Below are 19,436 nucleotides of genomic sequence, written 5' to 3'. Positions count from 1 at the left end.
ATCCGTCGTCGTGACGGCTGACGCTACATCCGGAACACCCCGAAGCGGGTGCGGTCATCGATCGGCGCATTCAGGCTGGCGGAAATCCCCAGTCCAAGCACGCGACGGGTGTCGGCCGGGTCGATGATGCCATCGTCCCAGAGGCGGGCGGTCGCGTACCAGGGACTGCCCTGGGACTCGTACTGGTCGCGGATCGGACGCTTGAAGGCCTCTTCCTCCTCGACGCTCCACTGGCCGCCCTTGGCCTCGATGCCGTCGCGCTTCACCGTCGAGAGCACGCTGGCCGCCTGCTCGCCGCCCATCACGCTGATGCGCGCGTTCGGCCACATCCACAGGAAGCGCGCGCCATACGCGCGGCCGCACATGGCGTAGTTGCCGGCCCCGAAGCTGCCGCCGATGACCACGGTGAACTTGGGCACATGCGAGCAGGCCACGGCGGTGACCATCTTCGCTCCGTCCTTCGCGATGCCGGCCTGTTCGTACTTCTTGCCGACCATGAAGCCGGTGATGTTCTGCAGGAACACCAGCGGGATGCCGCGCTGGTTGCACAGTTCGATGAAGTGCGCGCCCTTCAGCGCGCTCTCGGCGAACAGGATGCCGTTGTTGGCGACGATGCCGACCGGGTAGCCATGGAGGTGGGCGAAGCCGGTCACCAGGGTCTTGCCGTAGCGGGCCTTGAACTCCTGGAACTCGCTGCCGTCGACCACGCGTGCGATGACCTCGCGGATGTCGAAGGGCCGGCGCGTGTCGCGCGGCACGATGCCGTACAGCTCCTCGGCCGCGTAGCGCGGTTCGACGACCGGGCGCACCGTGACCGGCAGGGTCTTGCTGCGGTTGAGCGTGCCGACGATGTCGCGCGCGATCTCCAGCGCGTGGCGGTCGTCCTCGGCGAAGTGGTCGGCCACCCCGGAGACGCTGGTGTGCACGTCGGCGCCGCCCAGGGTCTCGGCATCGACCACCTCGCCGGTCGCGGCCTTCACCAGCGGCGGGCCGCCCAGGAAGATCGTGCCCTGTTCCTTGACGATGACCGACTCGTCGCACATCGCCGGCACGTAGGCGCCGCCCGCGGTGCAACTGCCCATCACCACGGCGACCTGGGGGATGTTCTCCGCGCTCATCCGTGCCTGGTTGTAGAAAATGCGGCCGAAGTGCTCCTTGTCCGGGAACACCTGGTCCTGCAGCGGCAGGAACGCGCCGCCGGAGTCGACCAGGTAGACGCAGGGCAGGCGGTTCTCGCGCGCGACTTCCTGCGCGCGGAGGTGCTTCTTCACCGTCATCGGGAAATAGGTGCCGCCCTTGACCGTGGCGTCGTTGGCGACGATCACCACTTCCTGGCCCATCACCCGGCCGATGCCGCAGACCATGCCAGCCGCCGGGGCGGCGCCTTCGTACATGTCCTCGGCGGCGAGGGGGGCGATCTCGAGGAAAGGCGAGCCGGTGTCGAGGAGGGCGGCGATGCGGTCGCGCGCGAGCAGCTTGCCGCGCTCCGTGTGCTTGTCCCGTGCCGTCAGGCCACCGCCCTCGGCGGCACGCGCAAGGCGCGCATCAAGCTCGTCCACGAGGGCGCGATGGAACGCGACGTTGTCCAGGAAGTCCTGCGAGCGGGGATCGAGCTGCGATTGGATGGCGGGCATGAGCAATGACGTTCCGTGTAGCCAGCCGTCGATGATACCGGCTGCGGGTAGGGGACCGTGGACGCGCGGGCGCCGCGTCCCGCCACGATCGATGCCGCACACGAAAAAGGGCCGCGCAGTGCGCGGCCCCGGGTACGGCGGGTACTGCGTGCGAACCGATTACTGGTCGGCTTCGTTGGCAGCAGCCTCGGCCTTGTCGGCGACTTCCTGCGCCTCGTCGGCGACGGCGTTCGCGGCGTCGGCGGTGGAGTCGGCAGCAGCGGCAGCGGCTTCGTCGGCAGCGGCTTCGGCCTCGGCGGCGGCGTCTTCGACCGCGTTGCCGACTTCGGCGGCGGCTTCGCCGGTCGCGGCGGCAGCGGCGTCAACGCTGGCAGCAGCGGCGTCGCCCGCGGCATCAACGGCGTTGGCGGCTTCGTCGCCGGCGCGCTCGGCAGCGGCTTCGGCCTCGGAGGCAGCGTTCTGGGCGGTCGGGGTCTCGTTCTGGCAGGCAGCCAGCGCGAAGGTGGCAGCGGCGGCCAGGATCAGGAGGTTCTTGTTCATGGTGTCTCCAAGGTCGGTTGAAACTGGAATCAGCGTAGGGATGTCGATGCGAACGCCGCGTCAGCGAACCGGCCGCGCGTTCAGCCCGGAATCAAGAAAGGGCCGCCGGCCAGCCGGCGGCCCTTCCGGGTACAACAGACAGCCGATTAGTGCTCGACGGCGTCCTGGATGTCCTCGGCGGCATCCTCGGCGTCCTGCGCCGCGTCCTTCGCGTCCTCGGCGACGTTCGCGGCTTCTTCGGCCATGTCGGCCGCCATGTCGGCGGCGTCGCCGGTGGCAGCGCCGGCAGCAGCGTCAGCGGAGGTCGCAGCGGCCTCGGCGGCGGCAGCGGCCTCGTCGGCAGCGGCCTGGGCAGCGTCGGCAGCGATGTTGTCGCCGGTCTCGGCGGCAGCGGTCGCAGCCTCGGCGGCTTCGGTAGCAGCCTCGGACGCGTCGGCAGCAGCGTCCTCAGCCTGCTGCTGGTTGGTGCAGGCGGCCAGGGCAAAGCCCAGGGCCAGGGCAAGCAGTGCCTTGTTCATGGTCATGATTGCAGATTCCTCGTCGTTAATTTTGGCAACGCGCAAGTGCGCGCCGATAACATGATGACAAGCCAATGACGCGTGTCAAGCGGCTTGGCAAACGTTCTATCGCAGGAAATGGCCTCGCGCCACCCCCTATTCAGTTAACAATTGGTTAAGCGTCGTGAAGTTCGACGGCGATCGCCGTCGCTTCGCCGCCGCCGATGCACAGCGAAGCCACGCCGCGCTTGCCTCCGCGCTTCTGCAAAGCGTTCAGGAGCGTGACGATGAGGCGGGCACCGCTGGCGCCGATCGGATGGCCCAGCGCCAACGCGCCGCCATGCACGTTCAGCCGGTCGTGGGGAATGCCAAGGTCATGCATAGGCGCCATGGCCACGCAGGCGAAGGCTTCGTTGACCTCGAACACGTCGACGTCCTCGACTTTCCAGCCTGCCTTGTCGAGCACGCTCGCAATGGCCTTGACCGGCGCGGTGGTGAACCACTCCGGCGCCTGCGCATGGCCGGCGTGCGCCACGATGCGCGCGATCGGCGTGAGGCCGCGCTTGCCGGCCTCTTCCGCGCTCATCAGCACGGTCGCGGCGGCGCCGTCGGAGATCTTCGACGAAGACGCGGCGGTCAGCACGCCCTCCTTGCCGAACGCGGCGCGCAGGGTCGGGATGCGCGCGGTGTCGATCTTGCCGGGTTCCTCGTCGCTGTCGATCACGACCTCGCCCTTGCGGGTCTTGACCGTCACCGGGACGATCTCGTCCTTGAACACGCCGTCTTCCTGCGCCTTGCGCGCGCGGTCCGCGCTCTCGGTGGAGTAGGCGTCGACCTTCTCGCGATCCAGCTTGTACTCGGCGCAGGTGGCGTCGCCGAACACGCCCATGGCCTTGCCGTCGTAGGGGTTGGTCAGGCCGTCGTACGCCATGTGGTCGAGGAACTCGGCGCTGCCGTATCGCACGCCGGTGCGCGAACCGTTGAGCAGGTGCGGCGCGTTGGTCATCGACTCCATGCCACCGGCGACCACCACGGTCGCCGAACCGGCCTTGATCAGGTCGTGGCCGAGCATCACGGCCTTCATGCCGGAGCCGCAGACCTTGTTGATGGTGGTGCAGCCGGCCGAAGTCGGCAGGCCGGCGCCGATCGCGGCCTGGCGGGCGGGCGCCTGGCCGAGGCCGGCCGGCAGCACGCAACCCATGATGACCTCGTCGACCTGGTCGGCGGCGACGCCGGCCTGTTCCAGCGCGCCGGTGATGGCCGCGGCGCCGAGCACCGGGGTGGGGGTGCCGGTGAACTGGCCGAGGAAGGAACCGATGGCGGTGCGCTTGGCACCGACGATGACGACGTCACTCATGGGGGTCTCCTGACGTGGGCGGGACGGCCGTGGCCGAAGTCCCGATTATGCGCCTCCGTGTTGCAGCGCGACAAACGCCGGAGGCCCGGAAATTGGACGTGCGACGGCCCTCTTGGCCGAAGGTACAGGGGGCGCGAAGGGTTCGCGCCCCGGCGCCGCGGGTCAGCTGTTGCCGTTGAACAGCTCGCGGCCAATCAGCATGCGGCGGATCTCGTTGGTGCCGGCGCCGATCGCGTAGAGCTTGGCATCGCGCAGGATCCGGCCGGTGGCGAATTCGTTGATGTAACCGTTGCCGCCCAGCGCCTGGATACCTTCCAGCGCGACCTGCACCGCCGCCTCGGACGCATGCAGCAGGCAGCTGGCGGCGTCGATCCGGCTCTTGTGACCGGCGTCGTAATCGCGCGCGACCTGGTAGGCGAATGCGCGGCTGGACTGCAGCGCGGTGTACATGTCGGCGATCTTGGCCTGCATGATTCCGAAGGTGCCGATCGCCTGGCCGAACTGGCGGCGGTCGCGCACGTAGGGCAGGGCGATGTCGAGCGCCGCCTGCATCAGGCCGAGCGGGCCGCCGCTGAGCACCAGGCGCTCGGTGTTGAGGCCGCTCATCAGCACCTTGACGCCGTTGTTGACGTCGCCCAGCACGTTCTCCGCGGGGATCTCGCAATCCTCGAACACCAGTTCGCAGGTGTTGGAGCCGCGCATGCCCAGCTTGTCGAGCTTCTGCGCGGTGGAGAAGCCCTTCATGCCCTTTTCGACGATGAAGGCGGTCATGCACTTCGAGCCCAGTTCGCGGCTCGCGGTGCGCATGTAGACGATGAGGACGTCGGCCTCGGGGCCGTTGGTGATCCACATCTTGTTGCCGTTGGCGATCCAGGTGTCGCCGCCGCCTTTCCCGGGGCGAAGCTCGGCGCGGCAGCCCATCGAGCCGACCACGTCGGAACCGGCGCCCGGCTCGCTCATCGCCAGCGCGCCCTTCCACTCGCCACTGCACAGCTTCGGCAGGTATTTCTCGCGCTGCGCGTCCGTGCCGTTGGCGAACAGGTTGTTCACGCACAGGTTGGAATGCGCGCCGTAGCTCAGGCCGACCGACCCCGATGCACGCGAGATCTCCTCCATCGCGACCAGGTGGGCGAGGTAGCCCATCTCGCTGCCGCCGAACGCAGCCGGCACGGTCAGGCCGAGCAGGCCCATCTCGCCCAGCTTGGGCCACAGGTCCTGCGGGAAGGCGTTGTCGTGGTCGATGGCTTCGGCGCGCGGCGCGATCTCGGCCTCGGCGAACCGGCGGACCGCCTCGCGCAGCGCATCGAGTTCGTCACCCAGGGGAAACGGACGCATGGTGGATCCTCGTTGTCGGTCGGGCCCGGTGGATCACGGAACCCGGAAAAAACGACGGGGCGCTGGGCCCCGTCGTGTCTGCTACTCAGTGCCCGCCGCGAATGCGACCCTGGAAGCGCGGGGTCGTGCGACCCATCGGCAGCTTCAGCTTGCCCATCACCTCGACGCGCTCCTCGGCCATGCGGTCGGCGGCGCGGTAGGTCGGGATGCCGTCGCGCTCGGCGATCTCGAAGATGCGGATCAGGTTGTGGTAGATCGTCCGCATCGAACGCATCGCGCGCTCGCGGTTGTAGCCGGTGATCTCAAGCGCGACGTTCATCACGCCGCCCGCGTTCACCGCGTAGTCCGGGGCGTACACGATGCCGCGCTTGGCCACTTCGTCGCCGATGGCGTTGTTGGCCAGCTGGTTGTTGGCCGCGCCGCAGATGACCTTGGCCTTCAGGCGGGGCAGGGTCTGCTCGTTGACGGTGCCGCCCAGCGCGCACGGCGAGTACACGTCGGCGTTGACGTCGTAGATCTCGTCCAGGCCGACGGCCTCGGCGCCGTACTCGGACACGGCCTTGTCGACCAGGCCCTGGTTGATGTCGGTCACGAAGATCTTCGCGCCGCGCTCCTTCAGCAGCTTCACGTACTCCATGCCGACATGGCCCAGGCCCTGCACGGCGTAGCTGTACTTGCCGACTTCCTCGTCGCCGAAGCGCTTGTTCAGCGCGGCCATCAGGCCCTGCAGGGTGCCGTAGGCGGTGAACGGCGACGGGTCGCCCGAACCGCCGTGGACCTGGTGCACGCCGGTCACGAACTCGGTCTCGCGGTACACGTATTCCATGTCGTTGACGTCGATGCCGACGTCCTCGGCGGTGATGTAACGACCGCCCAGCGACTGCACGAACTGGCCGAACGCGCGGAACAGCGCCTCGGACTTGTCGGTGGCCGGGTCGCCGATGATCACGGCCTTGCCGCCGCCGATGTCCAGGCCGGCGACCGCGTTCTTGTAGGTCATGCCGCGCGACAGGCGGAGCACGTCGTTGAGCGCCTCCTGCTCGGTCTTGTACGGCCACATGCGGGTGCCGCCCAGCGCGGGGCCGAGCACAGTGTTGTGGATCGCGATGATGGCCTTCAGGCCCGCGTCCTTGTTGTGGCAAAACACGACCTGCTCGTGGCCGTAGCTCTCGAGGGTTTCGAAAATCATCGGGTGCTCCGTGTCGGCATCGGCACGCGGACGGCGCCGTGTCGACCGTGGTTTGTTGGGGTGGTTCCGTGGGGGTGTCGCCGCCGGCGAAGGGGCCCGGGGGTCCGGCCGGCGCGGCGTAGTCTAATCCATTAGTCGGATACGGATAGGTACGGAAGAATGCTGCGCTGCGGCATAAGCGCCTTGATCCGCAAGCGGTTTCCCGCCCGTTCAGAAGCCCCGGTAGGGGCGTTCACGCAGCCACAGGGTGGCCAGCCACTTCTCGCCGGCCTTGACGGGCTCGCCGGCATGCAGTGAGGCCGGCTCCGGCGATCCGTCCGCCTTCAGGCTGTCGAACACCACCGCGCGGCCTGGCGCGGGCGCCACCGACACCCCGGCCTCGGGGAAGGCCGTCGCGCCGCCACCGTCCACCGCATTCAGATAGACGCAGATCGTCCGGGTCCGGTTGCCGGCGCCGGGCGCATGGGTCGCCAGGCTGGACGGGGGCAGGTAGTCGCGGTGCGGCTTGTACTCCTGGCCGGGCGTGTAGCGCAGCACGATCAGCTGCTCGGCGTGGACCAGCTCCATCCGCGCGGCCTGGGCGATGCGCAGCTGCACCAGCCGCAGTGCGAGGTCCTCGCGCAAGGGGTCGAAGCTGGCGTCATGGCTGGTCCGCAGCGGGTTCGCCAACGCCTCGCCGGTCACCGGGTCGACCGTCATCGAGGCGCGCAGCTGCGGTTGGGCGCAGGCCACCAGCAGGCGGCACTCGTCGGCGGACAGCAGGCCGTCGATGCTGCGTACCGCGGGTGTCTCCGAAAGCACGGCCCAGTCGGGCGCCACCAGCGCCTCGAGCAGCGCCAGCTGACCCGCCGGTCCGGCGGCCTGCACCGGCAGGGGCGTCTCGATGGCCGGCAGACGCGGCACCCCGGCGCGTTCCAGCTGCGTCCACAGGTCGCGCGCAGCGTCCGACTGGGCCGGACAGCCTTCGCCGCGCACCAGGCGCTCGGCCAGCAGCTGCGCGGCAACGATGTCGCCCTGGCCGGCCGCGTGTTCGAGCAGCTGCACGCAGCGGGTCTGGTCGGCAGGGTCGGGCTTGCGGCCGAAGTGCAGCGCGGCCGCACGCAGTGCCGGGGTGACCCCCTGCTGCACGGCGCGCAGGACGCGCGCGTCGATGCGGCCGTCGCGGGGCAGGGTGGTGCCGCCGACCGCCACCAGCGCCAGCAGGTACGCCGCACCCGGATGGCCCGCCGCCTCGGCGCGCTCCAGCCAGTGCACCGCCTGGGCGGGATCGGAGGGCATCCCGATGCCGTACAGATGCAGCCGCGCCAGCTCCAGCTGCGCGCCGGGGTGGCCGATCGATGCGGCCTCGCCGAAGGCCGTCGCCGCCTCCGCGGGATTGCCCGCGGCCAGCGCGGCGGTGGCCTGTGCGTGCAGGGTTTCGGCGCGTTGCACGGCGTGTGCGTCGGGGCGTGGCGTGGCTTCCATCGGCCCAAGCGTACATGGGTGCCCATGCGCCGCCATCCCCGTCGCCATACGCAGTTGCACGGGAAACCATCAAAGGCCGCGCGCTACAATCGTCGAATTGACCCTGACGTATCGCGAGTCCGCCATGAGCACGCCCGCCAACCAGCTTCCTGCCGCCGAACCCGACACCACGCCGCTGCGCTTCGTCACCGCGGCGAGCCTGTTCGACGGCCACGACGCCGCGATCAACATCATGCGGCGGTTGATCCAGGGGCAGGGCGCGGAGGTCATCCACCTCGGGCACAACCGCTCGGTCGAGGACGTCGTGCGCGCCGCGCTGCAGGAGGATGCTGACGGCATCGCGCTGTCGTCCTACCAGGGCGGCCACGTCGAGTACTTCAAGTACATGGTCGACATGCTCAAGGAGCGCGGCGCCGGCCACATCCGCGTGTTCGGCGGCGGTGGCGGCACCATCACGCCCGAGGAGATCCGCGAGCTGCAGGCCTACGGCGTCGAGCGCATCTACCACCCCAACGACGGCATGCACATGGGCCTGGTGGCGATGATCGAGGACGTGGTGCGCCGCGCCGAGCACGCCCGCCAGACCGGCGACGCGCCGACAGGCCTGGAAAGCAAGCCGCTGCCCGCCATCGACGACGAAATCGCCCTCGGCCGCATGCTCAGTGCGATCGAGGACGGCAGCTTCTCCGACGCCGAGATGGCCATGCTGCGCAAGGCCTGGGCCAAGCCGCAGGCGGGCGAGGGCCGCGCCACCCCGGTCATCGGCATCACCGGTACCGGCGGTGCCGGCAAGTCCTCGGTCACCGACGAGCTGCTCAACCGCTTCCTCGCCAGCTTCCCCGAGATGCGCATCGCGGTGATCTCGGTTGACCCAACCCGCCGCCGCACCGGTGGCGCGCTGCTCGGCGACCGCATCCGCATGAACTCGCTGCGCTCCAAGCGCGTCTACATGCGTTCGATGGCCACCCGTCGCCAGCATTCGGCCACCAACGCCGTGCTCGTCGACTCCATCGCCTTCCTGAAGGGCATAGGCTACGACCTGGTGATCGTCGAGACCGCCGGCATCGGCCAGAGCGACTCGGAAATCGTCGACCTGGTCGACTTCCCCATGTACGTCATGACCAGCGACTTCGGCGCGCCGAGCCAGCTGGAGAAGATCGACATGCTCGACTTCGCCGAACTGGTCGTGCTCAACAAGTTCGACAAGCGCGGCGCCGAGGACGCCCTGCGCGATGTCCGCAAGCAGTGGAAGCGCAACCGCGTCGCCTTCGACCTGAAGGACGAGGACGTCCCGGTCTACCCGACCATCGCCAGCCAGTTCAACGACCCCGGCATCAGCTGGATGTTCGCCAACCTGTGCCGCCTGCTGCGCACGAAGCTCGAGCTGCCGGAGGACAACTGGACGCCCGACATCGACACCTCGCTGAAGGAGCCGCGCGCCACCGTGCTGATCCCCGGCAGCCGCGTGCGCTACCTGGCCGAGATCGCCGAGCAGGGCCGCGCCATCAACCGCCAGATCGAGACCGAGGCCGAGGTCGCCGACCGCGCCCAGTCCTGCTGGCAGGCATTGGAAGCACTGGAGGACGCCAAGCTGCCCAAGGCGCTGGACCTGTTCGATGCCGCCGACCTCACCGACGGCGGCGACGCCACCCTGCTGACCCTGCGCCAGCGCTACAACGACGCCGTGCAGTCGCTGTCGTCCGAGGCGCTCAAGCTGCTGCGCGAGTGGCCGGCCCGCCTCAAGTCGATCACCGACGAGGTCAACGAGTACAAGGTCCGCGACAAGACCATCCGCGTCGAGAACTACCGCGAGTCGCTCAGCCACCAGCTGGTGCCCAAGATCGCCGCGCCCACCTACAAGGGCTGGGGCGAGCTGCTGACCTTCCTGCAGAAGGAGAACCTGCCGGGCGCGTACCCGTACACCGGCGGCGTCTACCCGTATCGCCGCACCGGCGAGGACCCCATCCGCATGTTCGCGGGCGAAGGCACCCCGGAGCGCACCAACCGCCGCTTCCACTACCTCAGCGTCGGCCAGCCCGCCGCGCGCCTGTCCACCGCGTTCGACTCGGTCACCCTCTACGGCGAGGACCCGGCGCCACGCCCGGACATTTACGGCAAGATCGGCAACTCCGGCGTCAACATCGCCACGCTCGACGACATGAAGAAGCTGTACTCCGGCTTCGACCTGTGCGCGCCGACCACCAGCGTGTCGATGACCATCAACGGCCCCGCGCCGATCATCCTGGCGATGTTCATGAACACCGCCATCGACCAGCAGGTCGAGAAGTACCTGCGCGAGGACCAGGCGCGCTGGGACGCCGCACACGACCGCATCGAGAAGCTGTTTGAAGGCAAGAAAAGGCCCGAATACAGCGGTTCACTGCCCGACGGCAACGACGGCCTCGGCCTGGGCCTGCTCGGCGTCACCGGCGACCAGGTGGTCGATGCCGACACCTACGCCCGCATCAAGGCCGAGACCCTCAAGACCGTGCGCGGCACCGTGCAGGCCGACATCCTCAAGGAAGACCAGGCCCAGAACACCTGCATCTTCAGCACCGAGTTCGCCCTGCGCATGATGGGCGACATCCAGCAGTACTTCGTCGACCACGGCGTGCGGAATTTCTATTCCGTGTCGATCTCCGGCTACCACATCGCCGAGGCCGGGGCGAACCCGATCAGCCAGCTCGCCTTCACCCTGTCGAACGGCTTCACCATCGTCGAGTACTACCTCGCGCGCGGCATGAAGATCGACGACTTCGCGCCCAACCTGTCGTTCTTCTTTTCCAACGGCATGGACCCCGAATACACCGTCATCGGCCGCGTCGCCCGCCGCATCTGGGCCCGCGCCATGCGCGAGCGCTACGGCGCCAGCGCCCGCAGCCAGATGATGAAGTACCACATCCAGACCAGCGGCCGCTCCCTGCACGCGCAGGAGATCCAGTTCAACGACATCCGCACCACCCTGCAGGCCCTGTACGCCCTGTTCGACAACTGCAACAGCCTGCACACCAACGCCTACGACGAGGCCATCACCACGCCCACCGAGGAATCCGTGCGCCGTGCCGTCGCCATCCAGATGATCATCAACAAGGAGCTGGGGCTGAACTTCTGCGAGAACCCCTGGCAGGGCAGCTTCATCGTCGACAAGCTCACCGACATCGTCGAAGAGGCCGTCTACAAGGAGTTCGAGGCCATCAGCGAGCGCGGCGGCGTGCTCGGCGCCATGGACACCATGTACCAGCGCGGCAAGATCCAGGAAGAAAGCCTCTACTACGAACACAAGAAGCACGACGGCAGCCTGCCGCTGATCGGCGTCAACACCTTCCTGCCCAAGGACCACGGCGGCGACATCGTCACCGAGATTGAACTGATCCGCTCGACGGAAGGGGAGAAGGGCCAGCAGATCGACAACGTCGCCGGCTACCAGGGCAACCGCAACGGCCACGCCGACCAAGGTCTAAAGGGCCTGCAGGCCACCGCCCGCGAGCGCCGGAATGTGTTTGAATCCCTGATCGAAGCCGTCAAGACCCACAGTCTGGGGCAGATCAGCCATGCGCTGTATGACGTGGGTGGGGAGTATCGGCGGAATATGTAATGCTTTTTGCATCCCCTCAATTGAGCGCGATTAACTATGAGTCAAGAAGAGGAATTCGCCGCGGATGAGGTCGACGATTCCGATCTTTCCGCAGGAGCCCTTAGTGTTAAACCTTGGGATCCGGCTAAAATTCGGATTACCACGAAGAATTTCTCTTTAAGAGAAGTCGTGCAGCAGATCAACGATGGCGAGGTTGATCTGGCGCCGGATTTTCAGCGCGACTACGTCTGGAAAGAGAGGCAGAGAACTAGGCTTATCGAGTCGGTTTTGTTGGGCATTCCACTGCCGGCCTTCTATTTCAATCAGGATCGCGACGGATCCTATCAAGTGGTCGATGGGGTCCAGCGGCTGTCGACCATTTCATTGTTTATGCGAGATGGTCATCTACTTGATCGAAGGGATCTTGAGTACCTTGATGACTTGCATGGCTCCAATTATTCAAAACTTAAGCCAGCCGCTCTTCGTCGTTTCAGAAGCACGCAAATCGTCGTCCACGTCATCGAGCCTCAAACTCCAGATGAGGTCAAGTACGATATCTTCGGACGTGTGAATACATTGGGCAGCCCTCTCTCTGCTCAAGAAATTCGTCATGCAATGAGCAAGCCCAGGTCTCGCGCCTTCCTTCGAGAGCTTTCGGAGTTGGCCTCCTTCGATATTGCGACAGATTGGCATTTTTGGAGAAAGGATCCCTCAACTGGTGCGCGTATTCGAGATAGCGGACGCATGACCAATCGCGAGCTGGCGCTTCGATTCTGCGCATTTGTTGATTTCAATTATGATGAATACCGAAGTCATTCGAGCTTGGATGCTTTTCTCGTTGAAGTCACAAGACGGCTTGACGGAACTTCAGAGAGCGAGAGAAGCATTTCTGCGCCTGAGCTAGGAGCGCTTCGAAACCGGTTTGATCGCGCAATGGAGGCTGCTGCTGTTCTTCTCGGGAGGGCGGCCTTCCGGAGGATGCCACCTGGTCAGAGTCGACGAGGCCCGATTAATCGGGCAGTTTTTGAGTCTCAAGCGATCGCGCTCTCCGAGTATCCTATAACGGAGTTGCGGCCTTTCGCGCAAGAGATCGAACGAAAGTTCCGCCAAGCATTCGACGACGCGAAATATTCAAAAGCAGTGACCGTTGGCACCGGCGATCCTAATGCCGTCGCTTACCGATTAGATCAGCCTAGACTGATTTTGCGGAGAATATTAGATGCTTAGTTCTGTCCGCGTTTTAGCATTCAAAAGATTCACAGATAGAACATTTCGCCTTGCCCCTTTGACGATATTAGCGGGCTTGAATGGAGCTGGAAAATCTTCGTTCGTTCAATCATTGCTACTTGCAGCAGAAGCCGAATCGTCTGCAGTCGCGGGAACTATTCGGCTCAACGACCGATCGTTCGAGTTGGGTGCAGCTAAGGATGTACAGAACTGGAAGTCGGAAGATACCATTCGCATCGAGCTTGATTCGACCGAGGGTTTGTCGACATGGGTGATTCAGTCACCGGCCGAAGACAGTCTATATTTGAATGTCATATCGAAGCCAACGGCTGTACCTTTTCCGTTCCAGCGCGTCAGTCGCGCTTTGACCTATTTGTGCGCAGAGCGACTTGGCCCGAGGGCGCATCTGCCAGCAGATCCGGTGCCATTCTCAGAATTGCAGGTTGGGGTCCGGGGCGAATACTGCGCTCAGATCATCGCGACGATTGGTAGTCAACCATTACAGCATTCAGATCGAGTGCGGCCAACTTCCGGTGAGTCGTCGGTTGGATTACTAAAGTATGAGATAGAGGGGTGGTTATCCGCGATAGCTCGTCCAGTTGAGATCGACGCAGGTTGGTTTCCCGATAGTGGTGTCACTGCGCTTAAGTTTCGTTCTCCTGGTGGGGACTGGGTTCGCGCTACGAATATGGGGTTTGGCGTTTCCTATGCCTTGCCGGTTGTGTTGGCTGGGCTCATAGCTGAGCGCGGTGGCTTGCTTATTGTCGAGAACCCCGAGGCCCACCTGCATCCTGCTGGCCAATCTCAGATGGGTAGGTTTCTAGCATGGATTGCCAGTTGCGGGGTTCAGGTTGTGCTTGAAACTCACTCTGATCATTTGTTGAATGGCATCCGATTGGCGATCGGTGCCGAGAAGCTGCTGCCATATTGCGATGCGGTCGCGCACTACTTCGCCGATGGCGATGGCGATGAAGTGGCTGTGGATGAGCTTACGTTTACGTCAGTTGGCGGAATTTCTCACTGGCCGAAAGGGTTCTTCGATCAGTATCAGCTTGATGTGGCAACTCTTGGTCGAATCCGGCGACAGAGGTGATAAATGGCTTTTGTCGTGGACGGATCGGAGTGGCAAGTCGATAAGTTCGATTCGCCAGAAGCATTTGTGAGTGCCTTGGATTCCTTGGTGGCTCGCGTGAACGCTGCGATTGAACGTGATGAGATGGTCTGGATCGGCGACGATCTGCAAAGCAAGCCGATATTTGAAAATTATGATCTTTGGAGTCTCAGTGAGGCGGGAATTAATCTACCTGTAGAGCTGATGCAGGAACTGGCGGGCTGGTTAGGGCGTGCGCAATTTTACATTGATGATGAGAATTGGCCTGCAGGATTCGACTCGTTTGAGGTAGTGGTAGCAGGTGAGCTCATCGAGAGCGCTGACGTGTCTTGGGTTCATCATTGTGTGCTCGTGCAGCGGCCTATCGCCTGCCTGGGTCTTATGAGGACGGGAGTTCTTCAGACTGAGTCAGCTGCGGGTGCTGCGCTTGTCCACTGGGTGCGAGACGAGGTTGGTCATGTTGGTTTTTGGCGTGACGTAATCGCAACGAACGATAGTGAAGTGCAGCTTCAACGCTACGCAGCCAATGCCTTCCCTAGCCTTTTTTTTGGAGATAATGTTTGGCGGGGAATAGGTGACTTCAAGGGGGGCTATCGTGCAGTGAGCATGAAGCTGCGGCGAGCTTTGAGCGTTCTTAACGATCACGGGCGATGGGTCTTCACAACGCCGCCGCCGAACCTCTCTCCCAACGAACCTGAGAGAGATGAGGGTGGTTCACCCACGAATCTGCTAATGCAACAGAGATTCACTGGCCTCGGCCTGACAGTATCTCCCGAGGCAATTGAAGTGCGCCTAGATGGCACGAGCAGGCGCGCGCGCGAGTTGCTGGTGAAGGGCCGAACGCTTTTTTGCGAGTGGCATGAGAAGTTTGAGCCACATCAGAATAGAATTTATTTCCACCCGCCGGTCGAACAATCGGACAATAAGGTTGTTATCGGGTTCTTTACGAATCATCTGCCGCTCCCCGGTGATTAAGGAAAAGTTTCAGGTTCATCGGTCCAGTCAAGTTGGGAGTTGTGCCTTAGGGCTGCAGTGAGCGCAGCCTCTGCGGTAGGGTAGTCGCCCCCACCCACCCAACCCCCCACGCCCCGTGACCCCGCTCGCCCACCACATCCCCGATCCCGCCCAGGCGCCGGCCGGCACCACCCTGACGCTGGCCCGCCCTGACGACTGGCACCTGCACCTGCGCGATGGGGCGCAGCTTGCGGCAGTGCTGCCGCACACGGCGGCGCAGTTCCACCGGGCCATCGTCATGCCGAACCTGCGACCGCCGGTAACCACGACGGCGCTGGCCGCAGCCTACCGGGAGCGGATCCTCGCCGCGCGGCCGGCGGGTTCGGACTTCGATCCGCTGATGACGCTATACCTCACCGACAACACGCCGGCCGAGGAGATCCACCGCGCGAAGGCCAGCGGTTTCGTGCACGCGGTCAAGCTGTATCCGGCCGGCGCGACCACCAATTCGGATTCCGGCCTCACCGACCCCAAGCGCGCCTACCCGGCGCTGGAGGCCATGCAGGAGCTCGGCCTGGTGCTGGCGGTTCATGGCGAGGTCACCGACCGCGACATCGACGTGTTCGACCGCGAGCGGGTGTTCATCGAGACCGTGCTGGCCCCGCTGCGCCGCGACTTCCCCGGCCTGCGCGTGGTGCTGGAGCACATCACCACCCGCGATGCCGCCGACTACGTGCGCGACTCGGGCGGCGACATCGGCGCGACGATCACCGCGCACCACCTGCTGTACAACCGCAATGCCCTGTTCACCGGCGGACTGCGGCCCCACTACTACTGCCTGCCGGTGCTCAAGCGCGAGACCCACCGCCAGGCGCTGCTCGAAGCCGCCACCAGCGGCGACCCGCGCTTCTTCCTGGGCACCGACTCGGCCCCGCACGCGCGCGGCGACAAGGAAGCCGACTGCGGCTGCGCCGGCTGCTACACCGGCCTGCACGCGCTGGAGTTGTACGCGACCGCGTTCGAGGCCGCCGGCAAGCTGGACCGCCTGGAAGGCTTCGCCAGTCACTTCGGCGCGGACTTCTACCGCCTGCCGCGCAACACCGGCACCGTGACCCTGCGCAAGGAAGACTGGACGATTCCCCCTGCGCTGCCCTACGGCGACCGCGAGATCGCGCCGTTGGCTTATGGGGAAACGCTGGGCTGGCGGTTCGTGGGCTGAGCCCGCGCGTCCAAGCCGCGGAGTGAAACCTGCTGTGCTTGGGGAAGGATCGGCAAAGCTCTTAGTTTGATTAAGGGCCGGACCACCGGCCCGGCCGCCGTTCGATCCCACCATGAGCACGCCGTCCTACCGGGAATTGACCCGCGAGGTCTCTCGCGACATGAACGCGCTGCGCATCCACAATGCTGGCGTCAGCCAGGGCTTCAATGCCCAGAGCAAGGCGGTGATGGCGCCGGGCGCGTTGGACGAGAAGGCCAAGCAGCTGATTGCCATGGCCATTGGCGTTGCCGACGTTGCGACGGTTGCCTGGGCTTTCATGCCAACGCGCTACTCCGGATGGGCACCGCGCCGGGGGGGGCGAGATGCTGGGGGGTGGCGGCCTAGATGGGCGGTGGCGCCTTGCTGATGTACGCGACCAATACCCTGGCGGCCTACGACGAGGTCGCCAAACTCAGCGGGCTGAGCCCTTGCGGAACGTGCGAGAAAGAGTCTCGGGACAGTCGACCAAGCTATCGCCTCTGGATAGAGGTTGGATTCACTTCCAGAAAGGTGAAACACGAACGGGTAGGAAATGTGCCTGGTCCGATTTCCCTTGAACCTCTGATCGAGGCCGAAAAGAATTACAGCCCCTGTCAGGTCAGCCGTGCACAGCGCGGTTCCGCAAGGGTTCGGGACCTCAATCGTGACTAATCTCCCGCTCTATGTGCGTTCTGAGCTGGTTGTAGCGGTCCGATCTTTCCCTAAGCGAGGAAAAACAGAATAAAAATCTGTCGAGAGCTTCGTATGATAGGCGGGATCAACGCTCCTTAAGTGTGCTAGCAACCCGATGAGTTGAGAGTACTCTTTCTCTGGAATTCTCTTCTTTGTCAGCAAGTAGAGCAAGAATTTTACCCGTTCTCGAAGCTGCCTTGTTGCAGCAAGCTTTCCATTTGGAAGCATATGAACTCCTGTCACAAAGGCAGTCCCTTTGCCTGTGCTGCCAAAGTGCGTCTTACGGTCGTTCACTGACAGGCTTGCTCCATCAAAATCGGCCACGAAGTTCTTGATCTTTCGGTACGCCTTCCTGCAGACACCTCTGGTAGAGGTTGAGAACACCATGTCGTCTGCGTATCTCGTGTAGTTAAAATTACCAGCGCCAAACTCAGACTGAAGAGTGACTTCTAAACTCTCGTCAAACTCGAACATGACGACGTTCGCGATAAATGGAGACGTAGAATAGCCAATAGGCAGTTTGCCGTCGCGGTCGAAGCACGCGCCTTGAATAAGCGCAAATGAGTCGGAGCCTTCTAATGAGAAGTCGAACTTGGCGTTGCTTGACAAGGTGGCCTTGCGAAGATTCTCGAAGGTTAACGAAGGGAAGAAATCCTTCAGGTCGACCCTCAGAAAGTAATGGTTGCCAACATGAATGCTGGCATTCTTCTTAATGGATGAGCCTGGAGAAAATGCCTGACTGGCTGCATGAACGGGAAGATGCTCTAGATAGTTCTTTATCAAGGAGTACTGAAGACCCTTCGTTTCTATCGCTGCTCGCCAAATCGTCCGCCTGCCGCCGCCTCTTTTACTCAGTTCGAAACGTTTCATGCGGTAGGGCGCGCTCTTCGCAAGGTGAAGCGTTTCTTGGCGACTTATCCCAAGATCTGCCGAACATACCTCTACCAAGTCCCTCATGAGCGACGCTCCGATCGATAGTTTGCAGCATAGAACGCTGCCTGAAGGGGCACGTGATCGACCGGCGATTTAAGGATTGGACTCGCCTGTGTAGAAGCGACCTTGTCACCCGATTTTGTGGCAAGTCCTAGCGCAACTAGCAGAGCTTTGTACGTGGCCAAGCTGTCAAAGTCTGCCTTCCCGAACAGAAAGGTGTAAACGGCAACTAGGTCCTTCGCGTTTATGCTTCGCGAGTAAAATATGATGTCGTGACAGAAGGCGAAAGCCCATCTGTTAAGACCTCCGATGGGAGTCAGTTTGCTCTTGTCGAGAACTTCCGTCTTCGGAGATCTCTTGCGAATGGCCTGAATTAGGTCGGGAAATGTCCCGCCGATTGCGTCGCCGTTCTCAATTCCGTCAGCAGCCATGTCGTACCAACTAACGGCGCGGTTATCCACTTCCTTGACTGCGCTTAGCGGCCCCAGGTTTATGAAGGATTGCTGCAGTTCAAATTGTCTATCATTTATAATGAATAGCTTTTCTCTCAGCTCCCTTGTGGCAAAGGCGCCTAGTTCCGTGAACGCGCTGTTGCTTTCGAGAATAATTACAATTAGGTCCGCGAATCCGCTCAGCGCATGTTCAATGTCGTAAAGATTCTGTTTCTTTTTGCTATTTTCCAGAAACTCAAAAAATCTTTCGGCAATGATTGCTTTGGAATCTGGCGAAGTCTTCTTTATGAATCTTTCAACGGCTAGCCTGCGCGCGGACGCACCACCCGCACGCCTATTTGCGCCGCAGATGAAGACGAATGACGTAGCGTGTTTTCCGTTCGGCTGAATGCGATCGTTTTCGACCGCTGATTTGAGCCGGCTAAGATGCCGGTGTAGAGCTGACTTTTCGGAACGAAGGTGCTTTTCCAGCATGTATTCGCCTACTTGATGCTGACGGAGACCGGCTGCGCGCCGACCCGGTCGACTGACGGGTCGGCGCGCAGCCGGTCTCCGTCAGAAGTGGAGCAATACTCTGAGTGATACGCCTCGTATCACTTTGGGCTTTTCACCCAAGTCGCTAGGCGACTACGATGTTAGCCCGAAGTGACGGCAGAGTCGACCTTCTTTGGCATTGTTCAGCTGTACCGCGATTGTCAAATACGAAAGGGTATGTGGTCTGCCCAAGTGCTCTTCCGTTGCCTGACAAATGCGGTCATAGGAAGAGGTGATGTCCACGCAGTGAGAAGTTGCGTGCGCACAGGTAGCGAATGGACCTGACTCCACTCTCGACCGAGGGTAGGTCGACCCTTCCCATTGTCCTACCTACCTCGCGCGATACCGGGGCAGGTAGGGCGAATCCGGGTCCAGCAGGGCGATCAGGTCCGCCATGGCCCGCGTGCCACGCGGGTTGGGTGCGTTGAGCAGGATGATCAATCCATCGCCCGAGGGCTGGTCGAGATAGGCCAGCGTGTCTTCCGCCCAGTCGCTGCCGCCATGGCCCAAGGCTGAGCCCTCGGCGAAGTGGGCGACTTCAAAGCCCAGACCGTAGCCCTGGCGGATCGGGCAGGGCGCGACGCCCCCCCGCCTTTGAGTAGCACGGCGATTTGGAGTCCAATCCCCAAGCAGAAGGAGATTGGACGTGAAGAAGCGCTTTTCCGAAGAGCAGATCATCGGCTTCCTGCGTGAAGCCGAAGCCGG

General features: G+C 63.4%; 16 protein-coding genes. 6 read left to right on the top strand and 10 right to left on the bottom strand.

The features are described from left to right. Positions 1–23: 23 nt before the first annotated feature. The 7 genes from H4F99_RS10445 to H4F99_RS10415 form a co-directional block, all read right to left on the bottom strand. The gene (locus H4F99_RS10445) at positions 24–1,634 is read right to left on the bottom strand and encodes a carboxyl transferase domain-containing protein (RefSeq protein WP_182669698.1); all 1,611 of its coding nucleotides are present in this window, start codon (positions 1,632–1,634) and stop codon (positions 24–26) included. A gap of 159 nt (positions 1,635–1,793) precedes the next feature. Next, the gene (locus H4F99_RS10440) at positions 1,794–2,174 is read right to left on the bottom strand and encodes a hypothetical protein (protein ID WP_182669697.1); all 381 of its coding nucleotides are present in this window, start codon (positions 2,172–2,174) and stop codon (positions 1,794–1,796) included. Between the two features lie 146 nt (positions 2,175–2,320). Continuing rightward, complete coding sequence (locus H4F99_RS10435; RefSeq protein ID WP_182669696.1) at positions 2,321–2,698, bottom strand: hypothetical protein; 378 nt, start codon at positions 2,696–2,698, stop codon at positions 2,321–2,323. Between the two features lie 148 nt (positions 2,699–2,846). Then, positions 2,847–4,028: a thiolase family protein gene (locus tag H4F99_RS10430; RefSeq protein ID WP_182669695.1), complete on the bottom strand. Its 1,182-nt coding sequence runs from the start codon at positions 4,026–4,028 to the stop codon at positions 2,847–2,849. Positions 4,029–4,190: 162 nt separating this feature from the next. Beyond that, positions 4,191–5,363, bottom strand: a complete 1,173-nt coding sequence (locus H4F99_RS10425) for an isovaleryl-CoA dehydrogenase (RefSeq protein ID WP_182669694.1) — start codon at positions 5,361–5,363, stop codon at positions 4,191–4,193. A gap of 85 nt (positions 5,364–5,448) precedes the next feature. Next, positions 5,449–6,552, bottom strand: coding sequence for a Glu/Leu/Phe/Val dehydrogenase (locus H4F99_RS10420; RefSeq protein ID WP_182669693.1), 1,104 nt, complete (start codon positions 6,550–6,552; stop codon positions 5,449–5,451). Positions 6,553–6,762: 210 nt separating this feature from the next. After that, positions 6,763–8,016, bottom strand: coding sequence for a 2OG-Fe(II) oxygenase (locus tag H4F99_RS10415; RefSeq protein ID WP_182669692.1), 1,254 nt, complete (start codon positions 8,014–8,016; stop codon positions 6,763–6,765). A 124-nt stretch (positions 8,017–8,140) separates the two neighbouring features. Between H4F99_RS10415 and H4F99_RS10410 the strand changes: the two genes are divergently transcribed. The 6 genes from H4F99_RS10410 to H4F99_RS10385 all read left to right on the top strand — a co-directional run bounded on the left by H4F99_RS10410 (position 8,141) and on the right by H4F99_RS10385 (position 16,507). After that, positions 8,141–11,611 carry a methylmalonyl-CoA mutase family protein gene (locus H4F99_RS10410; RefSeq protein ID WP_182669691.1) on the top strand — a complete coding sequence of 1,157 codons (3,471 nt, stop codon included), beginning with the start codon at positions 8,141–8,143 and terminating at the stop codon, positions 11,609–11,611. Between the two features lie 36 nt (positions 11,612–11,647). Then, positions 11,648–12,817, top strand: a complete 1,170-nt coding sequence (locus H4F99_RS10405) for a DUF262 domain-containing protein (RefSeq protein ID WP_182669690.1) — start codon at positions 11,648–11,650, stop codon at positions 12,815–12,817. After that, positions 12,810–13,910 (top strand): DUF3696 domain-containing protein, encoded by a 1,101-nt coding sequence (locus H4F99_RS10400; protein WP_182669689.1) that lies wholly within the window; start codon positions 12,810–12,812, stop codon positions 13,908–13,910. The genes H4F99_RS10405 and H4F99_RS10400 overlap by 8 nt, the downstream gene beginning before the upstream one ends. A gap of 3 nt (positions 13,911–13,913) precedes the next feature. Beyond that, positions 13,914–14,903 carry a hypothetical protein gene (locus H4F99_RS10395; protein WP_182669688.1) on the top strand — a complete coding sequence of 330 codons (990 nt, stop codon included), beginning with the start codon at positions 13,914–13,916 and terminating at the stop codon, positions 14,901–14,903. Positions 14,904–15,018: 115 nt separating this feature from the next. Then, positions 15,019–16,101 carry a dihydroorotase gene (pyrC, locus tag H4F99_RS10390; RefSeq protein WP_343064192.1) on the top strand — a complete coding sequence of 361 codons (1,083 nt, stop codon included), beginning with the start codon at positions 15,019–15,021 and terminating at the stop codon, positions 16,099–16,101. A 112-nt stretch (positions 16,102–16,213) separates the two neighbouring features. Next, a complete protein-coding gene (locus H4F99_RS10385; RefSeq protein ID WP_220481135.1) occupies positions 16,214–16,507 on the top strand; it encodes a carboxymuconolactone decarboxylase family protein in 294 nt (97 codons plus the stop codon). A gap of 293 nt (positions 16,508–16,800) precedes the next feature. On the opposite strand, the gene H4F99_RS10380 is transcribed toward H4F99_RS10385, so the two are convergent. The 3 genes from H4F99_RS10380 to H4F99_RS14385 all read right to left on the bottom strand — a co-directional run. Next, positions 16,801–17,769, bottom strand: coding sequence for a retron St85 family RNA-directed DNA polymerase (locus tag H4F99_RS10380; protein WP_220481134.1), 969 nt, complete (start codon positions 17,767–17,769; stop codon positions 16,801–16,803). After that, positions 17,766–18,671, bottom strand: coding sequence for a retron St85 family effector protein (locus H4F99_RS10375; RefSeq protein ID WP_182669686.1), 906 nt, complete (start codon positions 18,669–18,671; stop codon positions 17,766–17,768). The genes H4F99_RS10380 and H4F99_RS10375 overlap by 4 nt, the downstream gene beginning before the upstream one ends. Positions 18,672–19,061: 390 nt before the next feature. Beyond that, the coding region (locus tag H4F99_RS14385; protein ID WP_220481133.1) for a serine hydrolase domain-containing protein at positions 19,062–19,436 on the bottom strand (375 nt) is incomplete at its 5' end.

The sequence above is a fragment of the Marilutibacter penaei genome (genome assembly GCF_014145395.1).
GTDB classification, from domain to species: Bacteria; Pseudomonadota; Gammaproteobacteria; order Xanthomonadales; family Xanthomonadaceae; genus Marilutibacter; species Marilutibacter penaei.
Note: the sequence above shows the minus strand (reverse complement) of the source record. Positions and strands in the feature narration are given on the sequence as shown.

What these genes read in the sequence shown, in the direction of transcription:
- H4F99_RS10420 (WP_182669693.1), bottom strand. Translation starts at nt 6,552, where the DNA reads ATGATTTTCGAAACCCTCGAGAGCTACGGCCACGAGCAGGTCGTGTTT.
- H4F99_RS10375 (WP_182669686.1), bottom strand. Translation starts at nt 18,671, where the DNA reads ATGCTGGAAAAGCACCTTCGTTCCGAAAAGTCAGCTCTACACCGGCAT.
- H4F99_RS10445 (WP_182669698.1), bottom strand. Translation starts at nt 1,634, where the DNA reads ATGCCCGCCATCCAATCGCAGCTCGATCCCCGCTCGCAGGACTTCCTG.
- H4F99_RS10400 (WP_182669689.1), top strand. Translation starts at nt 12,810, where the DNA reads ATGCTTAGTTCTGTCCGCGTTTTAGCATTCAAAAGATTCACAGATAGA.
- H4F99_RS10430 (WP_182669695.1), bottom strand. Translation starts at nt 4,028, where the DNA reads ATGAGTGACGTCGTCATCGTCGGTGCCAAGCGCACCGCCATCGGTTCC.
- H4F99_RS10405 (WP_182669690.1), top strand. Translation starts at nt 11,648, where the DNA reads ATGAGTCAAGAAGAGGAATTCGCCGCGGATGAGGTCGACGATTCCGAT.
- H4F99_RS10415 (WP_182669692.1), bottom strand. Translation starts at nt 8,016, where the DNA reads ATGGAAGCCACGCCACGCCCCGACGCACACGCCGTGCAACGCGCCGAA.
- H4F99_RS10410 (WP_182669691.1), top strand. Translation starts at nt 8,141, where the DNA reads ATGAGCACGCCCGCCAACCAGCTTCCTGCCGCCGAACCCGACACCACG.
- H4F99_RS10380 (WP_220481134.1), bottom strand. Translation starts at nt 17,769, where the DNA reads ATGAGGGACTTGGTAGAGGTATGTTCGGCAGATCTTGGGATAAGTCGC.
- H4F99_RS10425 (WP_182669694.1), bottom strand. Translation starts at nt 5,363, where the DNA reads ATGCGTCCGTTTCCCCTGGGTGACGAACTCGATGCGCTGCGCGAGGCG.
- H4F99_RS10395 (WP_182669688.1), top strand. Translation starts at nt 13,914, where the DNA reads ATGGCTTTTGTCGTGGACGGATCGGAGTGGCAAGTCGATAAGTTCGAT.
- H4F99_RS10385 (WP_220481135.1), top strand. Translation starts at nt 16,214, where the DNA reads ATGAGCACGCCGTCCTACCGGGAATTGACCCGCGAGGTCTCTCGCGAC.
- H4F99_RS10435 (WP_182669696.1), bottom strand. Translation starts at nt 2,698, where the DNA reads ATGACCATGAACAAGGCACTGCTTGCCCTGGCCCTGGGCTTTGCCCTG.
- H4F99_RS10440 (WP_182669697.1), bottom strand. Translation starts at nt 2,174, where the DNA reads ATGAACAAGAACCTCCTGATCCTGGCCGCCGCTGCCACCTTCGCGCTG.